The following is an 18,786-nucleotide window of genomic DNA, read 5'->3' as shown; positions in this document are numbered from 1 at the left end:
CTGGAGGTGAACGACATAAGACCAGGTAGGTGACCCTAGCCGTCGACGCTGACAGACCTGTGCCACGGCAGAGCCAGCGGGTCCGGAAATGCCGGTGCGCCACCTAGGCTAGGGCGCGTGGACACGTTGACCGCCGGGACACTGGGGGTGCTGGTCGGGCTCGCCCTGGCCGTCATCGCCCTGGTGCTGGTGCGGCTCAGCGAGCGTGGCGAGCGCCCCACCGACCCCGAGACCCCGCCCGCGTCGCAGGTGCCGGACGGTGTCGTCGACGTCCTCGCCGTCCTGCGGGATGGGGCGATCGTCATCGACGTCAGCGGAAGGGTCGTCAAGACCAGTGCCACAGCAGTGGCCTACGGTCTCGTGCGCGGCAACACCCTGTCCCACCAGGAGCTGCGCTCGCTGGCGCTGGAGGTGCACCAGCACGGGACCATCCGGGAGGTCGAGCTCGAGCTGGCGCGCGGGCCGCTGGGCCAGAGCCGGATGCTGGTCGGCGTGCGCATCGCCCCGATCGGACGTGACCTGGTCCTGGCGCTGGTGGACGACCGCACCAAGGCCAGGCGCGTCGAGGAGGTGCGCCGCGACTTCGTGGTCAACGTGAGCCATGAGCTGAAGACCCCGGTGGGTGGCCTCGCCCTGCTCGCAGAGGCTGTCGAGCACGCCGCCGACGACCCGGTCGCCGTCCAGCGCTTTGCGAAGCGGATGAAGACCGAGTCGACGCGGCTGACCCGCCTGGTCACCGAGATCGTCGACCTGTCCAGGCTGCAGACGGCCGACCTGTCCGACCCGCTGATGCCGGTGAATGTCGCCACGTGCGCGGAGGAGGCTGTCGAGCACACCCTGGTGGTGGCCGGCGAGCACCGCATCACCGTCTCGGCGACCGCGCCGGCCGAGCGGGTCATGGTCGCCGGCGATCCCGAGCTCATCGCGACGGCGATCCGCAACCTGGTCACCAACGCCATCAACTACTCCGGTCGCGGCAGTCACATCGCTGTGGTGACCCGTCGCCGCGACGACCTCGTGGAGGTCTCGGTCACCGACCAGGGCCAGGGCATCTCCCCCGAGGACCAGGAACGCATCTTTGAGCGGTTCTACCGTGTCGACGCAGCACGCTCCCGGGCCACCGGAGGCACGGGTCTCGGCCTGTCCATCGTCAAGCACATCTGCGAGAACCTGGGTGGAGACGTGATCGTGTGGAGCGAGGTCGGCCAGGGGGCGACCTTCACCATCAGGCTCCCGGCGATCGACCTGCCCCGCACCGAGCAGTCCACCGATGCGGCTGCCCTGTCGGCCGCCGGACCTGACCCAGAGGTAGCCTCAGGCACAGCGCCTGTCATCCCTGCCCAGACAGCACCTGATCGTCGCGGCACGCCGCAGGAGGAGTGAAGCTCATGACCCGGATCCTGGTGGTGGAGGACGAGGCATCGTTCTCCGACCCGCTCTCCTACATGTTGGAGAAGGAGGGGTATGACGTGGCCGTGGCCGAGACCGGCCCTGAGGCACTGACCGAGTTCGACCGCAACGGCGCCGACCTCGTGCTGCTGGACCTGATGCTCCCTGGTCTCTCGGGCGTGGATGTCTGCCGGTCGCTGCGGGCCAAGTCCTCCGTCCCGGTGATCATGCTGACCGCCAAGGACAGCGAGGTGGACAAGGTCGTAGGACTGGAGATCGGCGCCGACGACTACGTCACCAAGCCCTACTCCGGCCGGGAGCTGCTGGCACGGATCAAGGCCGTCCTGCGTCGCCAGTCCGAGCCGGAGGAACTGGTGCCCGCCACCGTCGAGTCCGGCCCGGTGCGGCTGGACGTCGAACGCCACACCGTGACCGTGCGTGGCGAGCCGGTCACCATGCCCCTCAAGGAGTTTGAGCTGTTGGAGATGCTGCTGCGCAACGCCGGGCGGGTGCTCACCAGGGGTCAGCTCATCGACCGCATCTGGGGCAGCGACTACATCGGTGACACCAAGACGCTGGACGTGCACGTCAAGCGGCTTCGCGCCAAGATCGAGCCCGATCCCGGGAGCCCGCGCCACATCGTGACGGTGCGCGGCCTCGGCTACAAGTTCGAGACGCCGTGAACACCCGTCCGCTCGTCCTAGTGGTGATGGACGGGGTCGGTGTCGGTCCCGGCGACCGCTACGACGCCGTCGCCACCGCCGACACCCCCACCTTCGACCGGCTTCGCGGTGCAGGCGTCTATCAGGAGATCTTTGCGTCCGGCACCCATGTCGGTCTCTCCAGCGACAGCGACATGGGCAACTCCGAGGTCGGGCACAACACGATGGGGGCCGGGCGGATCATCGCGCAGGGCGCCAAGCGGGTGGACGACGCGGTCCTGGGCGGCGAGATCTGGGAGGGCGCCTGGCGTGACGTCGTCACCCGGGCCACGACCGGGGACGGGACGCTGCACCTGATCGGGCTGCTCAGCGACGGCAACGTGCACTCCTCGTGGGAGCACCTGCTGCTGTTGCTGGACCATGTCAAGGCTGACGGTGTGCAGCGGGTCCGGCTGCACACCCTCTTTGACGGCCGCGACGTCGAGGACCGGACGGCCGACCAGTATGCCGAGCGCCTCGAGGATGCGTTGGCCACCCGCACCGAGGGCACCGGTCTGGACTGGGCGATCGCTTCCGGCGGTGGCCGCATGGTCACCACGATGGACCGCTACGAGGCCAACTGGAGTGTCGTGGAGGCAGGTTGGCGTGCTCATGTGCAGGGCACGGCCCGACCGTTCACCTCGGTCGGCGAGGCGATCCGCGTGCTCCGCGAGGAGACCCCTGGCATCAGTGACCAGCTGCTCGAGGCGTTCACCATCGTCGACCAGGAGGGTGCACCGGTCGGGCGGGTGCACGACGGTGACGCGGTGGTGATCTTCAACTTCCGCGGCGACCGGGCGATCGAGCTGACCCGCGCGTTCGTGGAGGGTTCCGGCTTCACTGGCTTCGACCGGGGCACGGTGCCGGACGTGTTCTTCGCCGGCATGACGCTCTATGACGGTGACACGAACATGCCACCGGTGCGGCTCGTGCAGCCGCCCACGATCACCGACACGGTCAGTGAGCTCATCGCCCGGGCCGGGCTGCGCCAGCTGGCCGCGTCAGAGACGCAGAAGTTCGGCCACATGACCTACTTCTGGAACGGCAACCGGTCCGACCCGTTCAACGCGCAGACCGAGACCTACATCGACATACCCTCCGACCAGATCGAGTTCGACAAAGCGCCGCAGATGAAGGCCGCAGAGACAGCCGACTACATCGTCAGGGCGCTGCAGGAGGGCGGCTACGACTTCCTGCGCTCCAACCTGGCCGGCGGGGACATGGTCGGGCACACCGGCAACTTCGACTCCACGGTTCTGGCCGTCGAGGCGGTCGACGCCGCCGTCGGAGCGATCGCGGCGGCGGTGGAGGCCGCCGGAGGCTGTCTGGTCGTGACCGCCGACCACGGCAACGCCGAGGACATGGTCGAGCGGGACAAGCAGGGGCAGCCCCGGGCCTCCGAGGGTGGGCAGCCGTTGTGGAAGACGGCTCACTCGACCAACCCGGTGCCGCTCTACATCGTCGACTACTCGGACCAGGAGTGGGCGGCAGTGGACGGCGTCGACGCAGCGGGCCTGAGCAACCTGGCAGCGACCCTGCTGACGCTGCTTGATCTGCCGGTGCCGGAGAACTACCGGCCCAGCCTCGTGGCGGTCGCCAGGAACAGCGGGTAGTCGCGCCCCTCCTTGGTCAGCGTGTGCGCCGGCCTGACCTCCACGTCGCCGAACCCGGCGTCGGTCAGCAGCCTCGACAGGGCATCGGCGTCGAAACCGTGGTGCACGTCGAGCCGTGATGAGTCATGGAACGACCCGTCCTCGGTCTCCAGGTCGCACACCGCGACCCGCCCGCCCGGCGCCAGCATGGCGGCGAACCCGCGCAGGGCTGCCGCGACGTCCGGGACGTGGTGCAGCACGAGGAGGCTCACGATCAGGTCGAAGCTCTCCTCAGGCGGTTCCTCGACGGCGAGGTCGAGCTCCCAGACGCGGCTGCCCCGAGGCAGGGCCCCCGAACCGACCTTCTGCGTCAGGACCTCCCGCATCCCGGCCGACGGGTCAGCGACCGTGAGCGGGCCGACGTGCGGGGCCAGGGCCTGCGCCAGCAGCCCGGTGCCCGCCCCGTAGTCCAGCACTCGCGAGCTCGGGCCGGGCTCGACGACCTCACAGATCAGGTCGGCGACCACCCCGGCACGCTCCACCTTGGTCGGGTCGTCGTCCCAGGTCGCCGCCTGCTCGTCGAAGTAGCTCGCCGCATCGTGGGACCCGCCATGGGCATGGTCGTGGTCAGTCGCGGGCGGGTGGTCTGACGTCTCAGGCACCTCCTCCGATCCCTCCAGCAGGTGGCGGAACGCCTCGAGGTTCCGGGTCGACTCGCCGCGCGAGATCCGCCAGCGCCACTCAGCCTTCATGGAGGTCAGGAAGCCGAGCACGAGCAGGTCGTTGAACGGTTCGTCGCAGGCGGTGAGCACCGTGCCCAGCAACTGGTCGACGCTCTCGACGCTGATGGCCCCGACCGGCAACCGGCCGCCGAGATAGACGTCCCCCGTGCCGTCGATCGCATAGGCCATCCCGGGCATCCGCAGGTTGCGCCGCAGCAGGAAGCGATAAAACCGCTCGTGGTTCTCGTCCGGGTTGCGGATGACGAACGCCTGCACCGACACGGCCTCGGCACCCACCACGAGCGAGCAGACGGTTCGCAGCTTGCGCTCCCCCGGCAGGGTCACGACGAGCTCGCCCTCCCGGGTGCCCTCGGCATGCTCCACGCCCAGCTCGTCCAGCGCCGACCGAAGCCGGGCCAACCCCGTCTCGTCGGCGGTCATGGCGACACCAGCACGGGCGAGCCTCCCGGCACCACCTGCAGGCCGTCCAGCCCGGCGCGCACCTGGTCGGCGCGAGCCTGGCGATAGACCTGCTCGAGCAGGTCGACCGTGCGGTCCCAGCCGAATCCGGACGCGTGCTGCACGGCCGCCCGGCCCAGGGCGTGGCGCCGGTCGTCATCGGCGAGCAGTGCGCCAATCTCGTCGGCCCAGCGCTCCGGGTCGTGGCCGTCGACCAGGACCCCGCCGTCGCCGACCGCCACCGGCAGGCCACCGACCGCGGCAGCCACCACCGGGGTGCCGCTGGCCAGCGCCTCCACCGCGACGAGCCCGAACGACTCGTTGTAGCTCGGCACGGCCACGACATCGGCAGCGCGATACCAGTCGGCGAGCTCGGTGCGGGCCACCGGCGGCACGAAGCGCACCACGTCGGTCAGCCCGAGCTCGGCGGTCAGCTCCTGCAACGCCCTGGGCCGTTCCAGCCCGGAGCCGGAGGGTCCGCCGAGCACCCCGATCACCAACCGCTCCCGCAGCGTCGGGTCGCGCCGGATCATCTCGGACGCCGCCCGGATCAGGACGTCGGGCGCCTTCAGCGGCTGGATGCGACCCACGAAGACCACGACCAGCGCGCCCTCGGGCAGCCCCACGGCCCGGCGCGAGCTGGCCTGGTCACCGGGACGGAAGAGGTCCAGGTCGACCCCGGGCGGGACGACCTGCACCTTGGCCGGGTCCGCGTCATACAGACTCACCAGATCGCCCGCCTCCTGGGCGGTGTTGGCCACCAGCACACTGGCCGCCTCGACGACCTGTGCCTCACCGATCTCCCGCCCGGGGGGCTCGGCCCGGTCGCCGTCGGCGAGCAGGGCGTTCTTGACCCGGGCCATCGTGTGCATCGTGTGCACCAGCGGCACGTTCCACCGGTCGGCCGCCAGCCAACCCACCTGGCCGGAGAGCCAGTAGTGCGAGTGGACCACGTCATACCAGCGCTCGGGTCGGCCCGCCGCGGTCCGCATGACCCCTGCGGCGAAGGCGCAGAGCTGCCCGGGCAGGTCGTCCTTGGCGAGCCCCTCGTAGGGCCCGGCCATCACGTGGTGCACCAGGATCCCGGGACCCAGCCGCACCGTCTCGGGCAGTGAGCCGTCGGTCGCCCGCGTGAAGATCTCGACCTCGGTGCCGCGCGCCGCCAGCCGGCGCGCGGTCTCGACGACATAGACGTTCAGGCCGCCGGCATCACCCGTGCCCGGGGGGTCGAGCGGCGAGGTGTGCACGCTCAGCATGGCCACCCGACCGATCCGGTCGCTCTCACTCACGAACTGCCCTCCTGGACTGCGCGGTCATTGCCTGTCGAGTCTTGCACGACGTCTAGGTTGGTGCCGTGAGAGGTGCACCCAGGCCGAGCCGCCCCGTCGGGACCCTGACGCGCGGCACGACCAACCCCAACCGGTTGCGGCGCGCTGACCGCTGGCTGGTGCACACCTATGGTCCGCTGCTGCGGGCGGCCCCGCCCTCGCCCGTCGTGGTCGACCTCGGTTATGGCGCGCACCCCGTGACAACCGTGGAGCTGGCGGCCCGGGTGGCAGTCGTGCGTCGGGACGTGCAGGTCCTGGGGTTGGAGATCGACCAGGAACGGGTCCGGGCGGCTGCTCCGCACGCGGACCCGCCCGGGCTCAGCTTTGCCCTCGGCGGCTTCGAGGTGCCGCTGCCCGGTGGGCGGTCACCGCTGCTCGTCCGGGCGTTCAACGTCCTGCGGCAGTATGACGAGGAGCAGGTCCTGCCGGCCTGGTCCAGGATGGTCGACCGGCTGGCACCACACGGGGCACTCATGGAGGGCACGTGCAACGAGCTGGGCCGTCTCGGCGCGTGGGTCGATGTGCGTCGCGGACCGGACGGCGGCCCGCAGCCACGGTCCCTGACGCTGTCCTGGCGGCTGCGAGACGTGGCCGAGCCGTCGGTGGTGGCTGAGCGCCTGCCCAAGGTGCTGATCCACCGCAACGTCCCCGGCGAGCGGGTCCACACCCTCATGACCGACCTGGACGGTGCGTGGGCCAGGGCGGCCGGCCACGCGGCATACGGTGCCCGGCAGCGCTTCCTGGCTGCGGTCGCAGACCTGCGAACCCTCGGCTGGCCGGTGCTCGGCACGCGGCACCGCTGGCGGCTGGGAGAGCTCGAGATCGCCTGGGACGCGGTCGCCCCCAGGGACTAGTCGCGCCGGTAGTCGTCCTCGACCCTGGTGATGTCGCCCTCGTCAAAGTCGCCGAAGGCGAGCTCGAGGATGCGCGCGGGCTGGTCGCCGGAGTTGCCCATCCGGTGCAGCGTGCCGACCGGCACCCAGATCAGCTCGCCCGGTTGCGCCGCCCAGGTCCGCTCCCCCAGGGTGACGTCGATCGGGTGGTCCAGGACCTGCCACATCTCGTTGCGCTCGGCGTGATGCTGCAGCGACAGGCGCTGTCCCGGCCTGATGGTCACCGTCTTGACGGTCACGGTCTCGTTGGTGGCGAACTGCTGGAACTCGCCCCAGGGCCGCTCGATGACGAAGACGTCCTGGGTGCGGTCGCGATAGGCCTGCGGTGAGGGCTCGGTCACCTGTGCGCTGGCTGCCTTGGCCAGCTGCTCAGGGGTGTCGACGTGGTGGGTCGTGTGCTGCTCGCTCATCAGGTCTCCCCCGAGGTGGGCCGGTGCGCTCGATCGATCACGGGTGCGCGTGTGTCAGGAAGTGGCCCACCAGGTCACGGACGTGGGCTCGATGCTCCCACATAATGCCACCCGGGGCAGCACCTGCAGAACTGCCCCGGGAAGGACCTCGGCGAGCGCCACCCACCAGGGCGGTATGCGGAGGGGTCACCAAGGACCGTAGGGCCCGCGTGAGGAGCTGCTGCGTCCCCCACCGCGACGCAGCTGCGCGACGGCGGGGCGCACGTCGGTCAGATAGACCCCCGCCGCGACGATCGCGATCAGGTTGAACAGCCCGAACGGCTGCTGGAGGTGGAAGAAGCCGATGGCGCTGGCGACACCGGTGACCGCCACCCAGAAGCCTTTGGTCCGCTTGCTGGCAGCGACGAAGGCATCGGCCCGGGTCAGCAGCGCATCGACCAGCGCCCAGACCTGGATGCCGAGGGCGAGGGCGCCGAGCGCCAGGCCGACCCACTGCTGGACGTCGAGGAAGGTCGGCATGGTCCCAGCGTAATCGCCAGGGCCCGCCACTTAGGTGTCGACCAGGACGGTGAACGGGCCGTCGTTGACCAGCTCGACCTGCATGTAGGCACCGAACTGCCCCGTGGCGACCTCGAGCCCCCGTGTGCGCAGGGCCTGGACGACCGCCTCGACGAGCGGCTCGGCCACCGGGCCGGGGGCCGCCTGCGACCAGCCCGGGCGTCGGCCCTTGCGCGTGTCGCCGTAGAGCGTGAACTGGCTGACAACCAGGACGGCGGCCTGGCTGTCGACCACCGACGACTCGTCCGGGAGGATCCGCAGCTCGGCGATCTTGCGGGCCATCCGCTCGACGTCCTCGGGACCGTCGTCGTGGGTGGCGGCCACTAACGCCAGGAGGCCAGGTCGCTCGATGGCACCGATGACGCGTCCGTCCACCGAGACGCTGGCCCGGGCGACGCGCTGCAGGACGGCACGCACGGGTCAGGCGTCGAAGCCGACGGCCGTGACCGAGCCGACTGGGTCGCCGTGCCCGAGGACGGGGTCCGCGTCCAACATCGACAGGTCCGCGGTGACGCCGAGGGCCACGAGGGCGGCGCGGGTGACTACGGTGCGGGCCCGTTGGTTGCCGTCGGTGATCTTGACGGCGACGCCGCGGCCGTCAGCCAGCCCCACGGCATACACCGCCTCGGCGCCGTCCTTGGCGACCAGGCCAGGCACCCCCTCGATCAGTGCGGTGACGTCCCGATCGGTCCCACCGAGGTATTCGGGGTGCTCCCGGATGCTGGCGGCGACCCGCCCCTCCGGGCTGTCGCCGGGCGACGAGGCGAGCCGGCCGAAGGCCCGGGCGAGACCGACGGTGCTGATGGCCATCACGGGGGCTCCGCAGCCGTCGACCCCGGTCGCCGCGATGCTCTCGCCGGACAGTTCTGCCAACGTCTCGGCGATCGCGACCTGGAGTGGGTGCGAGGGGTCGCGGTAGCTGTCGGTGTCCCAGCCGTTGATCACGCAGGTCGCCAGCATCCCAGCATGCTTGCCGGAGCAGTTCTGACCGATGGGGGTGGGGGCCAGGCCCTCGGCGATCCAGCGCTCCCGCTCGGGCTGATAGATCGGCCGGTCCGGCGTGTTCTGCAGCGCGGCCTCGGTCAACCCGGCCGAGGCGAGTATCTCGCGGACGCCGTCACGATGGAAGCTCTCCCCGTTGTGGCTCGCGCTCACCAGCGCGAGAAGCGGGCCGGGCAGGTCGAGCCCCTGGCGGACCATGGCGGCCGTCTGCACCGGCTTGTTGGACGAGCGCGGGAAGATCGGGACACCGACCGGTCCCAGCGACACCTCCAGCTCGCCCTCGGTGCCGGTGGCCGCGACGACCCCGTGATGGACGGACTCGACGAAGCCGGATCGTTCCAGGTGCGCCACAACGGGAGCAGCGTGGAGGGGGTGCTCAGACGACAACTGCGGTGGGGTCACGGCGTGCAGCCTAGTTCCCCCACCGCAGTGGTCGCCAGGCCGGTGTAGCCCGGCCTCAGGTGGTGCTGTTGGTCAGTCGCCGACCTTGTTGGCGGTCGCCTGGGCCGCGTCGACGGCCTTGTCGGCCGCCTTGGCGGTCTCGGTGACGACGTCCTGGGCCGCGTCGACGGTGTTGGCCGTCGCGTTGCGTGCGGTCGTGACCGTGCGCTTGGCAGCCGGGGCCACGGGGTCGGTGGTGCTGGACGTCGACTTCGGAGCAGCCGTGGTGGTGCTCTTGGTGCTGGAGGTCGACTTCGGAGCAGCCGCGGTGGTGCTCTTGGTGCTGGAGGTCGACTTCGGAGCAGCCGCGGTGGTGCTCTTGGTGCTGGAGGTCGACTTCGGAGCAGCCGCGGTGGTGCTCTTGGTGCTGGAGGTCGACTTCGGAGCAGCCGTGGTGGTGCTCTTGGTGCTGGAGGTCGACTTCGGAGCAGCCGTGGTGGTGCTCTTGGTGCTGGAGGTCGACTTCGGAGCAGCCGTGGTGGTGCTCTTGGTGCTGGACGTCGACTTGGGAGCAGCCGTGGTGGTGCTCTTGGTGCTGGAGGTCGACTTGGGAGCAGCCTTGGTGGTGCTCTTGGCCTTCGTGGCCGTCGCCTTCGGAGCAGCCTTGGTGGCCGTCGCCTTCGGGGCGGACTTGGTGGCCTTGCTCTTGCTGGCAGCCTTGGCGCTCTTGGTGGTGGCGCCCGTGGTCGCGGCAGCCTTGCTCACGGACTTCTTCGCTGCGGGCTTGGTGACGGCCTTGCGAGCCGCCGGCTTCTTGGCGACGGTGACGTCCTCACCGGCCACGACGTCGGCCACGACACCGGCCGCCTGACGACGGCTCTGGGTTACGGTGGCCTTGGCTGTGCTGCGGGTGTTGGTGACGCCCTTGGACGCGGTGCCCAGGAACTGACGGCCCTGCTCGACAACGGTGGTGACCTGCTTGGTCAGGTCCTTGGTGGCCTTCTGGCCCTTGACGCGCTCGACCAGGTCGTGGCCACGCTCGGCCAGCTCCTGATAGCCGTCCTGGACCTTGCCCAGGCCATCGGTGACGTTGCTGCGGGCATCGCCCGGGAGCGCCTCGGCCTTCTTGGTGACCTCGTTGGCCCGCTTGGTGACGGCCTTGCTGATCGCCTTGGGGGTCAGCGCCTTGCCGACCTTGCCAGCCCTGGCGACGGTCTCGTTGACGGTCTCGCGAGCGCGCTCGACGACCGTGTCGGTCAGGCCGACGGCGGCATAGAGCGGGGTCGCGTCGGTGACGACGCGGGTGGCCTCTGCGCGGGCAGCCGCGGACTGCTTGGAGACCTCGACGGTCACCTCGTCGACGCGCTTGGCGGCCTCGCCGGTCACGGAGCCGGCGGCCTTGACGGCGTCCCTCTGGATCTTCTGGATGGCGTTCATGTGAACTCCTCGTGTGTTGTGGTCAGTTCCGGTCGCGGTCGGCGCCGGTAGTCATAGGCGTGATCAGTTAGCTGCCAGCGGCGCCGGCTGATCGTCGGACTCGTCGGCAGCGTCGCCGACGAACGAGCGATAGACATCGAGCAGCACCCGACGCTGACGGTCGTTGAGCCGCGCGTCAGCCAGGATCGCGACAGTCACGTCCTGGGGCACCTGGGCCCGCTCGCCCGCTGCGCGATCGTCCAGGATCCCGGCGCGGACATAGAGCTGCTCCGCCGAGATCCGCAGGCCCTTGGCGAGCTGCTGCAGGATCTCTGCGCTCGGCTTGCGCAGACCCCGCTCGATCTGGCTGAGGTAGGGGTTGCTGATGCCTGCCGCCTTGGCCACCTGACGCACTGACATCTGGGCGGCCTCACGCTGCTCACGCAGGTAGGACCCCAGGTCAGGGACGGGTAGGCGACTCATGCCTCTATTGTGCTTGCAATTGCAAGCAGAATGCAAACTGAGCTAGCGCTTAGCGGTGAGTCCTTCGTCACACCAGCACTTGGCGCACCGGTGCGGCCCGCCCGGGCAGTGCCTGCTCGTCAGCGTCGGCGTCGCTCCTTCACGCCGAGCAGGGCTCGGGCGTCGTCGGTGGACATCGGTGGCCGCTGCATCAGGGTGGCCAGCTCAGCGACGCGCGCGACCAGCTCGCGGTTGTGCTGGACCTGCTGGCCGCGGGCCATCATCAGGTTGTCCTCCATGCCGACGCGCAGGTGGCCTCCCGCGGCCAGCGCTGCTGCGGCGATCGGCAGGTGGGCCCGCCCGATGCCGGTGGCCGACCAGCTGGTGACCTCCTCCGGCAGCGCCTGCAACCCCGCGGTCAGCGCCGCGACCGTGCCGGGCATGCCGCCGGGCACGTTGGTGACGAAGTCGACGTGGACCTTGCCGCCGTAGGGCAGCCCGTGCTCATCGATCAGCCGCCGCAGCGCGTGCACGTGCCCCAGGTCGAACAGCTCGAACTCCGGGACGACCTCGCGCTCCTGCGCCTGGGTGTAGAGCTGGCTCATGAAGGGATAGGGGTTGAGGAAGACGTCGTCACCGAAGTTGGTCGTGCCGCAGGTCAGGCTGCAGGAGTCGGGCTCCGCCTCGAGGACCGTCAGCCGTTGCTCCAGCGGATCGTGCACCGACCCACCGGTGGAGAGCTGGACGACCAGGTCGGTCTGTTCCCGCAGCGCCTGGACGGTGTCCCTGAGGCGGACCGCGTCGAGCGTCGGCCTGTGGTCGGCGCCGCGCACGTGCACGTGGATCAGCCCGGCCCCGACCTCCTGACACGCCAGAGCGGTCTCGACGAGCTCCTCGAGCGTGGTCGGCAGCTGCGGGAAGTCGGACTTGGCGGTCTCGGCACCGGTGGGCGCGACCGTGATCAGCGTCGTTGCGGCCATGCCCGCATCCTTTCAGGTGACCACGGCCCCACCTGCCCCGGGAGGCCGTGGTCGAGAACCGTCAGGGAGCGACGACCACCGTCTGTGCCGCGCTGGTCGGGCCGGAGGTGAGCACGGCCGCGGGGTCGGTGTTGCGTTTGACCACCGCGAGCGCGATCGGGCCGTCCTCGTAGTGCCGGGCCACCGTGGTCAGCCGGCCCACGACCTTGTCGCCCAGGCGCAGCTCGTCACCGGGCTCGGGCAGGACGTGCCCCGAGCCGTCGAGGTGCAGGAAGACCAGGCGCCGTGGGGGTCGGCCGAGGTTGTGCACGCGGGCGATGGTCTCCTGCCCCCGATAGCAGCCCTTGTGCAGGTGCACCCCGGTGCGCAGCAGGTCCAGCTCGTGCGCGATCGTGCGGTGGTCGGTCTCGGCACCGACCCTGGGGCGCCAGGCCGCGACCCGCAGCGCCTCGGCCGCCCAGGTGCCTGACAGGGACTGCTCCCCCACATAGTCCACCAGCTCCTCGCGAGGGACCAGGACGTGGCGCCACGGACGGTTGGCGCCCGGGTGGCCCTCTGCCGGGCCATAGAGCGCGGTGTCGCCGATCGGTCCCGGCCAGTGGTCGACCCAGGCGATCGGCTCACCCTCGGCGCCCTCCCTGGCGACCGACTCGCCCACGACGGCGAAGTCGTCGGTGCGGTCCGCGACCTCGACCCGCAGCATGAAGCGCATCGACTCGAGCCAGGCCTGCGCAGCGGGAGCAGTGTCGCGCTCGGTCACCAACCAGGTCGTGGCACCGTCGTCGACCACCTCGAGGGCGTGCTCGATATGGCCCTTCGGCGAGAGGATCAAGGACTCCGTGGAGGTGCGAGGAGCCAGGTTGGTCAGGGCCTGGCTGGTCAGGGAGTGCAGCCAGCTGAGCCGGTCCGGGCCGGTGACGGTCAGCACTGCCAGGTGCGAGAGGTCCACGACCGCCAGCCCCTCAGCCAGGAGACGCTGCTCGCGGTGCGGGTCGCCGTAGTGTGCGGCCACGCCGGCGTCGGCGCCAGAGCCCTCGACGGCTCCGGGGCGCCCTAGGAGCGGGCTGGGCACCCGGGCCGGGCGGTCCGGTGTGCTGCTGTCGGGTGTGCTGGTCACGTGAGTCACCCTTGGCACGGTATCCCCCCAGCCTGAGCACGTACTATCGCCCCATGCCAGGGCGCTATGAGGGAGAGCCGCCGGGGTCGACCGAGGACGACGACTTCTTCGGTGGCGCCGGTGCTGATGATGGGTATGCCGAGGAGGAGGTGACCCCTCCGGCTCGCCGCAAGCGGCGTGGGCTGCGCATCGCGATCGTGTCCCTGGTCACCGTGGCTCTCCTGGGGGTCGGTGTCGTGGCCGGCTATGTGGCTTTCCTCAACTGGAAGGTCAGCAACAACGTCACCCACGCCCAGCTGCTGCCGGACTCGCCGATCCGCGGCGAGGACAGCGAGGTGACTCCTAGCGCGCCTGAGCGCCCCGTGTCGGCCGGCGACGCCATGAACATCCTGGTCATCGGCAGCGACAGCCGGGACACCTCCAGCGACCGGGGCCGCTCCGACGTGATGGTGCTGATGCACATCTCCGACGAGCGCGACAGGGTCGACCTGATCCACTTCCCGCGCGACTACTTCGTGCAGATTCCCGGCTCGGAGCGCAAGAACAAGCTCAACGCCTCCTACGCCTTCGGCGGGGCTCCCCTGCTGGTGGAGACTCTGCAGCCACTGATCGGGGTGCCGGTCGACCACGTGGCGGTCACCGACTTCGAGAGCTTCCAGGCGTTGACCGACTCGGTCGGCGGCGTGGACGTCAACGTCCGCGAGGCCAGCCCGGGCTTCGAGGTCGGCATGACCCACATGGACGGCGAGACCGGACTGCGCTTCGTCCGTGAGCGTTACAACCTGAGCCAGGGAGACATCTCACGTGGCCAGCGTCAGCAGGAGTTCATCAAGGCCGTCATGCTCAACGTGCTGACCCGGGAGACCTTCACCAACCCGGCCCGGCTGGCCAACGTGGTCGATGCGGCCACCGCCAACCTCACCGTCGACGACGCCCTCAAGGTCAGCGACATGCGAGACCTGGGCTGGGCCCTGCGCAACCTGCGCGGGGACGACATCCACTTCGTGACCGCGCCGTGGAGCGGCATCGGCAGCGACGACCTGGCCGGGTCGATCGTCATCCCGCACAACGCTCAGCTGGACACCCTGCGTGAGCACCTCCAGTCGGACACGATGGAGGACTACAGCGACGAGGTCTCCCCGCGCAGCGGCTTCGGGGGCTGAGCCTGCTCAGCCGACGCGCTTGAGCTCAGCCGAGATGTGGCTGGTCAGCGGCTGGCCCATGGCGGCCATGTCCATCACCCACATCAGGTTGGAGTTGACCAGGCCATAGAGCCGGTGCGCGGCGGTGTACTCCTTGGCGTGCGGGCTGCGCACGACGCTGTCGGTGCGCACCTCGATCTTGGCCGGGCTGGTGCTGCCGAAATACATCTCCACGATGCCGGTCGGGTGGGTGAGCAGGAACTCCACCTCGCCGTTCGGCAGCGGCCGCCAGAAGCCGAGCTCGGTCGCTCCGGGACGCACCTTGTTGCCGTCCTCGTCCAGGATCCAGGACTGCGACTCCCAGCGCAGGAACGGACGGCCGTCATGACTGACGACGACCTCCTGCCCGAAGTTGTGCGAGTCGATGGTCGGGTAGCCGACCACGCCGGCGCCCTCCCAACGGCCGATCAACCACGCCAGGGGCGCGAGCTCGGTGGGCAGGTTCGGGTCAAGTTCAAAGGCCACACAGCCCATCGTATGGCGTGGGCCGGCGAGTCGGGGCGGCTCGGGGTCGGACCCGGGTGGGGGTGCGTCAGCCGGCGGTGCTGCGGCCGAGCTTGCGGGCCAGGTCGCGCACCATGCCGAGGCCCACCAGCGCCCAGGCGAGCAGCGCGACCCAGAACCAGGTGGCCCCGACCGTCTCCACGAGCGGCAGCCGGTTGGCCGCACCGAGATAGATGCCGGCGACGGAGTACATCCCCAGCGGGAAGACCATGCTCCACAGGGTCGGCTGATAGACGAGCGGGATCCGCCGCAGCCAGTGGCGCCAGATCCCTGCAGCGACGAGTACCGGGATCAGCCAGGTCGCGAAGGCCCAGAAGACGACCGACATGCCAGCGACCAGGTCGCGGGTCACGTCGATCATCGGGGCATCCTTCATCTCCACGATGCGCGCCCCGGCCACCACCGTGATCGCCACCGCTCCCATGGCCACCCAGTAGGGCGGGTCGAGGTGCTTGGGCTCGAGTGGATAGAGCATCACCCGCAGCGCCACGAAGACCGCGCACGCGGCATACAGGATCACCCCCACCGACCAGGCGAAGACCGCCAGGATCGCCAGCTGTTGGCGCAGGCTCTCATAGACCGGCTCGAGGCCGGCCGCCACGACGGCGATCGACTGGCTGGCGACCACCCAGATGAACCAGGTGCCGTTGGCCGTGTCCAGCATCGGGCGACGCTCGCTCCCCAGCACGGCGGTCCACGGGATGATGTAGCCCAGGACCAGCCAGGTGATCACCGAGACGGTCAGCAGGACCGAGGCGATGCCGTAGTAGCCGGTGCCGACCAGCGCTGCGCCCAGCACGTTGGTCGCGGCGATGAAGGTGAAGAAGCCGAAGGCGCGGGCCGGGTCCCGGAAGTCGTCCTCCAGGTGGTGGCGATAGGCGATGAAGCGCCACACGTTGAGCACGACGAGCACGACATAGAAAGCCACGCTCAGCCAGAACAGCCCCTGGGCCAGCTGGGTGAACCCCTTCAGCTCTGCGCCCACGGAGACGATGCCGGTGGCCATGACCCCGGCGAAGTAGCCCGGGGTCAGCCCAGACGGATTGACGGCGCGGCCGCTCGTGGTGCGCGCCTCGCGGACCGGCCGGTCCCTCCTGTCGGGACTCACCGCAGCACCACTTCGGGCAGCAGGGCCAGCGCCACGGCATACGCCACCGGTCCGGTCACCAGCACGGACGAGACCGCCATGACCAGGCGTGGCCGGGCGTGCGCCATGGTCGGCAGGTCACGCAGGACGCTGCGCACCGCGTGGCTGACCGCGCCGGCGAGCACACCGGAGAGCAGGAAGATGCTCCAAGGCTGGTCGAGCAGGACCGCCACCAGCGCGCTCGCCGCGCCACCCGTGACCAGGGCCGCTGGCACCAGCCACGCCCGGATCGCGGGCCACCGGCCCAGCGTGTCGCTCACCGAGCTGGCCGCCGCACCGGCGAGGGTGGCTGCCACCAGGGCAGCGCCCTGGTCGCTGTGCGTCAGCGGCACCATCAGCACGCCGCAGGTCACCAGGCCCAGGGCCAGGATGACGGCACTCACCGACTCCACGATCCGGGGCCGTCCGTCCACCCGGAGAAGCTGGTGCAGGAAGGCAGCGATCACCGAGAGCGCCAGGGCCCCGGGCACCCAGTCCAGCCACGGTGCCTGTCGGTCCAGCGCCGCGCTCAGGACCAGCGCCAGCGACCCGGTGACCAGGACCACCGCGGTGCCGCGGGGGCTCGGCAGCGCGAGCATGCCGGCCCAACCCCAGGCCACGACCAGGGCGCCGATCCACAGGGCCACGGCGAGCACGGTGGGCCGGGCCAGGGCGGTGAGGGCCACCACCAGTGCTGCGCACGACACCAGAGCCGCGACCTCGACCGAGGGCGGGACCAGGGCTCTGCGGGCAGCGGACACACCGCAATCGTGCCATCCGCGCGCGCAACCGGACCAGCAACCCGCGGTCCGTCGTGATGTCTGACCTGCTCGACTATCCTTGCCCGGTGGCCGAGTTGGCACTGCTCACCCCTGGTGGCGCCCCGGACGCGCCACTGCTCGTGCTGCCCGCGCTGGAGCTGCTGCCGCACCGGGTCCATGTGCTGGGGTTGGACCCCTCACCCCTGCTCAGCAGCCCTCTGCCCCACCTCGTCCTCGTCGATGCCACCACGGCTCTCGGGCAGGCCCGCACCCTGGCCCGCACGCTGGCGGCCATGCAGCTCGAGGCTCCCGTCGTCGCGGTCTTCACCGAGGGCGGCCTGGCGGCTCTCGACGACCAGTGGCCGATCACCGACTTCCTGCTGTCCACGTCGGGTCCGGCCGAGGTCGCGGCGCGCCTGCGACGCTCGATGAGCACGAGAGTCGCCGGCGCACCCTCGACAGAGACCGGCGACGCCACCCCGATCCGGGTCGCGGACGTCGTGGTCGACGAGGCGAGCTGGACGGTCCGGGCCGGTGGATCACCGCTCGACCTGACCTTCAAGGAGTTCGAGCTGCTCAAGTTCCTGGTCAGCAACCCGGGCAGGGTGCTGACCAGGGACCGGCTGCTGCACGAGGTGTGGGGCACCGACTACTACGGCGGCACCAGGACGGTCGATGTCCACATCCGCCGGCTCCGCGCCAAGCTCGGGCCCGAGCGGGAGTCGCTGATCAGCACCATCCGCAACGTCGGCTACCGCTTCGCGGGACCGTCCCGACCGGACGACTTCGGTGACGTCCCGGCCGGGCAGCTCCGGTGACATGGTGAAATAGCGGGATGCAGCCGACCGCGACTGACACAAACCTGGAGCCGGCCATGTCTGCCGACGTCCTGGCGCTGGCCGTGCGGGCCACGACCCACGACGGCGTGCGACCGCTGTCCGAGCAGACCGTGATCGACGTGCGGCGCCTGCCGGGGGCCCCTGCCGATGAGAGCGCGACCACCCACCTGGTCATCGAGCAGGACCCGGACGCTCCCCGCCCCGGAGTCATCGCCTATGCCCACGTCGAACGGACCGAGCCGCCGTCGGCCGAGATCGTGGTCGACCCTGAGCACCGGCACGCGGGTCACGGGCGCACGCTGGCCACCACCGTGCTGGAGCGGTGGCCGGACACCAGGTTCTGGGCGCACGGGGACCTCCCGGCGGCGAAGGCCCTGTTCGGCAGCCTGGGCCTGACAGCGGTGCGCGACCTGTGGCAGATGACCCGGCCGCTGCGGGGCGAGTGGTCCGAGCTGCCGGACGTGACACTGCCGGAGGGCTTCACCATGCGCTCCTTCGAGCTCGGCCGGGACGAGGAGTCCTGGCTCGCGGTCAACGCCCGCGCCTTCGCCGACCACCCTGAGCAGGGGCGGATGACCCTCGCCGACCTGCAGGAGCGCACGAGCGAGCCGTGGTTCGACCCGCACGGCTTCCTCCTGATCGAGCACGGCGACGACCTGGCGGCCTTCCACTGGACCAAGGTCGAGCCGGCGGAGCCGGGTCACAGCGTCCCCACCGCAGGCGAGGTCTACGTCGTCGGGGTCGACCCGGCATACCAGGGACGTGGCCTGGGCAAGGCCGTCACCCTGGTCGGTCTGCACCACCTGCGCAACCGTGGCCTGGGCAGTGCCACGCTCTATGTGGACGGTGACAACACGCCCGCCATCGCGACCTACCACCGGCTCGGGTTCGAGCGCTCCGCCATCGATGTGATGTATGCCGAGGGGCCGTCCCGGACCTGAGGG

Annotated in this window: 20 protein-coding genes; 7 read left to right on the top strand and 13 right to left on the bottom strand. The window is 70.4% G+C overall.

Annotated elements, in window-relative coordinates; all coding sequences use genetic code 11:
• Positions 1 to 117 precede the first annotated feature (117 nt).
• The 3 genes from NF557_RS02725 to gpmI are packed head-to-tail and all read left to right on the top strand — an operon-like array spanning position 118 to position 3,703.
• Positions 118 to 1,383, top strand: coding sequence for a sensor histidine kinase (locus NF557_RS02725; protein ID WP_252621563.1), 1,266 nt, complete (start codon positions 118 to 120; stop codon positions 1,381 to 1,383).
• Between the two features lie 5 nt (positions 1,384 to 1,388).
• Positions 1,389 to 2,072, top strand: coding sequence for a response regulator transcription factor (locus NF557_RS02720; protein WP_252621562.1), 684 nt, complete (start codon positions 1,389 to 1,391; stop codon positions 2,070 to 2,072).
• On the top strand, positions 2,069 to 3,703 hold the full coding sequence (gpmI, locus tag NF557_RS02715; RefSeq protein ID WP_252621561.1) for a 2,3-bisphosphoglycerate-independent phosphoglycerate mutase: 1,635 nt from the start codon (positions 2,069 to 2,071) through the stop codon (positions 3,701 to 3,703). The genes NF557_RS02720 and gpmI overlap by 4 nt, the downstream gene beginning before the upstream one ends.
• Here the strand turns inward: gpmI and NF557_RS17675 are convergent.
• Together NF557_RS17675 and mshA are read right to left on the bottom strand one after the other, a co-directional pair.
• Positions 3,661 to 4,845 (bottom strand): methyltransferase domain-containing protein, encoded by a 1,185-nt coding sequence (locus tag NF557_RS17675; RefSeq protein WP_306255114.1) that lies wholly within the window; start codon positions 4,843 to 4,845, stop codon positions 3,661 to 3,663. The two genes, gpmI and NF557_RS17675, sit on opposite strands and share 43 nt — an antisense overlap.
• Positions 4,842 to 6,119, bottom strand: coding sequence for a D-inositol-3-phosphate glycosyltransferase (gene mshA, locus NF557_RS02700; RefSeq protein WP_252623860.1), 1,278 nt, complete (start codon positions 6,117 to 6,119; stop codon positions 4,842 to 4,844). The genes NF557_RS17675 and mshA overlap by 4 nt, the downstream gene beginning before the upstream one ends.
• A 98-nt stretch (positions 6,120 to 6,217) precedes the next feature.
• Here mshA and NF557_RS02695 point away from each other — a divergent pair, with 98 nt between their 5' ends.
• The gene (locus NF557_RS02695) at positions 6,218 to 7,045 is read left to right on the top strand and encodes a class I SAM-dependent methyltransferase (RefSeq protein ID WP_252621560.1); all 828 of its coding nucleotides are present in this window, start codon (positions 6,218 to 6,220) and stop codon (positions 7,043 to 7,045) included.
• Here NF557_RS02695 and NF557_RS02690 read toward each other — a convergent pair.
• The 8 genes from NF557_RS02690 to ygfZ all read right to left on the bottom strand — a co-directional run bounded on the left by NF557_RS02690 (position 7,042) and on the right by ygfZ (position 13,410).
• Complete coding sequence (locus NF557_RS02690; protein ID WP_252621559.1) at positions 7,042 to 7,494, bottom strand: phosphomannose isomerase type II C-terminal cupin domain; 453 nt, start codon at positions 7,492 to 7,494, stop codon at positions 7,042 to 7,044. The genes NF557_RS02695 and NF557_RS02690 overlap by 4 nt on opposite strands.
• Before the next feature lie 186 nt (positions 7,495 to 7,680).
• Positions 7,681 to 8,013 (bottom strand): DUF2516 family protein, encoded by a 333-nt coding sequence (locus NF557_RS02685; RefSeq protein WP_252621558.1) that lies wholly within the window; start codon positions 8,011 to 8,013, stop codon positions 7,681 to 7,683.
• Between the two features lie 30 nt (positions 8,014 to 8,043).
• The gene (gene dtd / locus NF557_RS02680; RefSeq protein ID WP_252621557.1) at positions 8,044 to 8,469 is read right to left on the bottom strand and encodes a D-aminoacyl-tRNA deacylase; all 426 of its coding nucleotides are present in this window, start codon (positions 8,467 to 8,469) and stop codon (positions 8,044 to 8,046) included.
• Positions 8,470 to 8,472: 3 nt separating this feature from the next.
• Positions 8,473 to 9,456, bottom strand: coding sequence for an asparaginase (locus NF557_RS02675; protein WP_252621556.1), 984 nt, complete (start codon positions 9,454 to 9,456; stop codon positions 8,473 to 8,475).
• 72 nt (positions 9,457 to 9,528) lie between these two features.
• The gene (locus NF557_RS02670) at positions 9,529 to 10,872 is read right to left on the bottom strand and encodes a hypothetical protein (RefSeq protein ID WP_252621555.1); all 1,344 of its coding nucleotides are present in this window, start codon (positions 10,870 to 10,872) and stop codon (positions 9,529 to 9,531) included.
• A 63-nt stretch (positions 10,873 to 10,935) separates the two neighbouring features.
• Positions 10,936 to 11,334: a helix-turn-helix domain-containing protein gene (locus tag NF557_RS02665; protein ID WP_252621554.1), complete on the bottom strand. Its 399-nt coding sequence runs from the start codon at positions 11,332 to 11,334 to the stop codon at positions 10,936 to 10,938.
• A 119-nt stretch (positions 11,335 to 11,453) separates the two neighbouring features.
• Entirely contained in the window at positions 11,454 to 12,293 is an 840-nt protein-coding gene (locus tag NF557_RS02660; protein WP_252621553.1) for a beta-keto acid cleavage family enzyme, read from the bottom strand.
• Between the two features lie 61 nt (positions 12,294 to 12,354).
• Entirely contained in the window at positions 12,355 to 13,410 is a 1,056-nt protein-coding gene (gene ygfZ, locus NF557_RS02655) for a CAF17-like 4Fe-4S cluster assembly/insertion protein YgfZ (RefSeq protein WP_252621552.1), read from the bottom strand.
• A gap of 53 nt (positions 13,411 to 13,463) precedes the next feature.
• On the opposite strand from ygfZ, the gene NF557_RS02650 reads away from it, so the two are divergent.
• Positions 13,464 to 14,573, top strand: a complete 1,110-nt coding sequence (locus tag NF557_RS02650; RefSeq protein ID WP_252621551.1) for an LCP family protein — start codon at positions 13,464 to 13,466, stop codon at positions 14,571 to 14,573.
• A 6-nt stretch (positions 14,574 to 14,579) separates the two neighbouring features.
• Here the strand turns inward: NF557_RS02650 and NF557_RS02645 are convergent, their stop codons facing one another.
• From NF557_RS02645 to NF557_RS02635, 3 genes are all read right to left on the bottom strand, one after another.
• Entirely contained in the window at positions 14,580 to 15,077 is a 498-nt protein-coding gene (locus NF557_RS02645; protein ID WP_252621550.1) for a heme-binding beta-barrel domain-containing protein, read from the bottom strand.
• 67 nt (positions 15,078 to 15,144) lie between these two features.
• Complete coding sequence (locus NF557_RS02640; RefSeq protein ID WP_252621549.1) at positions 15,145 to 16,224, bottom strand: tellurite resistance/C4-dicarboxylate transporter family protein; 1,080 nt, start codon at positions 16,222 to 16,224, stop codon at positions 15,145 to 15,147.
• Positions 16,221 to 17,003, bottom strand: coding sequence for a hypothetical protein (locus NF557_RS02635; protein WP_252621548.1), 783 nt, complete (start codon positions 17,001 to 17,003; stop codon positions 16,221 to 16,223). The genes NF557_RS02640 and NF557_RS02635 overlap by 4 nt, the downstream gene beginning before the upstream one ends.
• Positions 17,004 to 17,089: 86 nt before the next feature.
• Here NF557_RS02635 and NF557_RS02630 point away from each other — a divergent pair, with 86 nt between their 5' ends.
• On the top strand, positions 17,090 to 17,821 hold the full coding sequence (locus NF557_RS02630; RefSeq protein WP_252621547.1) for a winged helix-turn-helix transcriptional regulator: 732 nt from the start codon (positions 17,090 to 17,092) through the stop codon (positions 17,819 to 17,821).
• A gap of 17 nt (positions 17,822 to 17,838) precedes the next feature.
• Complete coding sequence (gene mshD / locus NF557_RS02625) at positions 17,839 to 18,783, top strand: mycothiol synthase (RefSeq protein ID WP_256855778.1); 945 nt, start codon at positions 17,839 to 17,841, stop codon at positions 18,781 to 18,783.
• The last annotated feature ends 3 nt before the right edge of the window (positions 18,784 to 18,786 follow it).

The sequence above is a fragment of the Ornithinimicrobium cryptoxanthini genome (assembly GCF_023923205.1).
Lineage (GTDB): Bacteria > Actinomycetota > Actinomycetes > Actinomycetales > Dermatophilaceae > Ornithinicoccus > Ornithinicoccus cryptoxanthini.
This window is presented reverse-complemented; position numbering and strand designations above follow the sequence as displayed.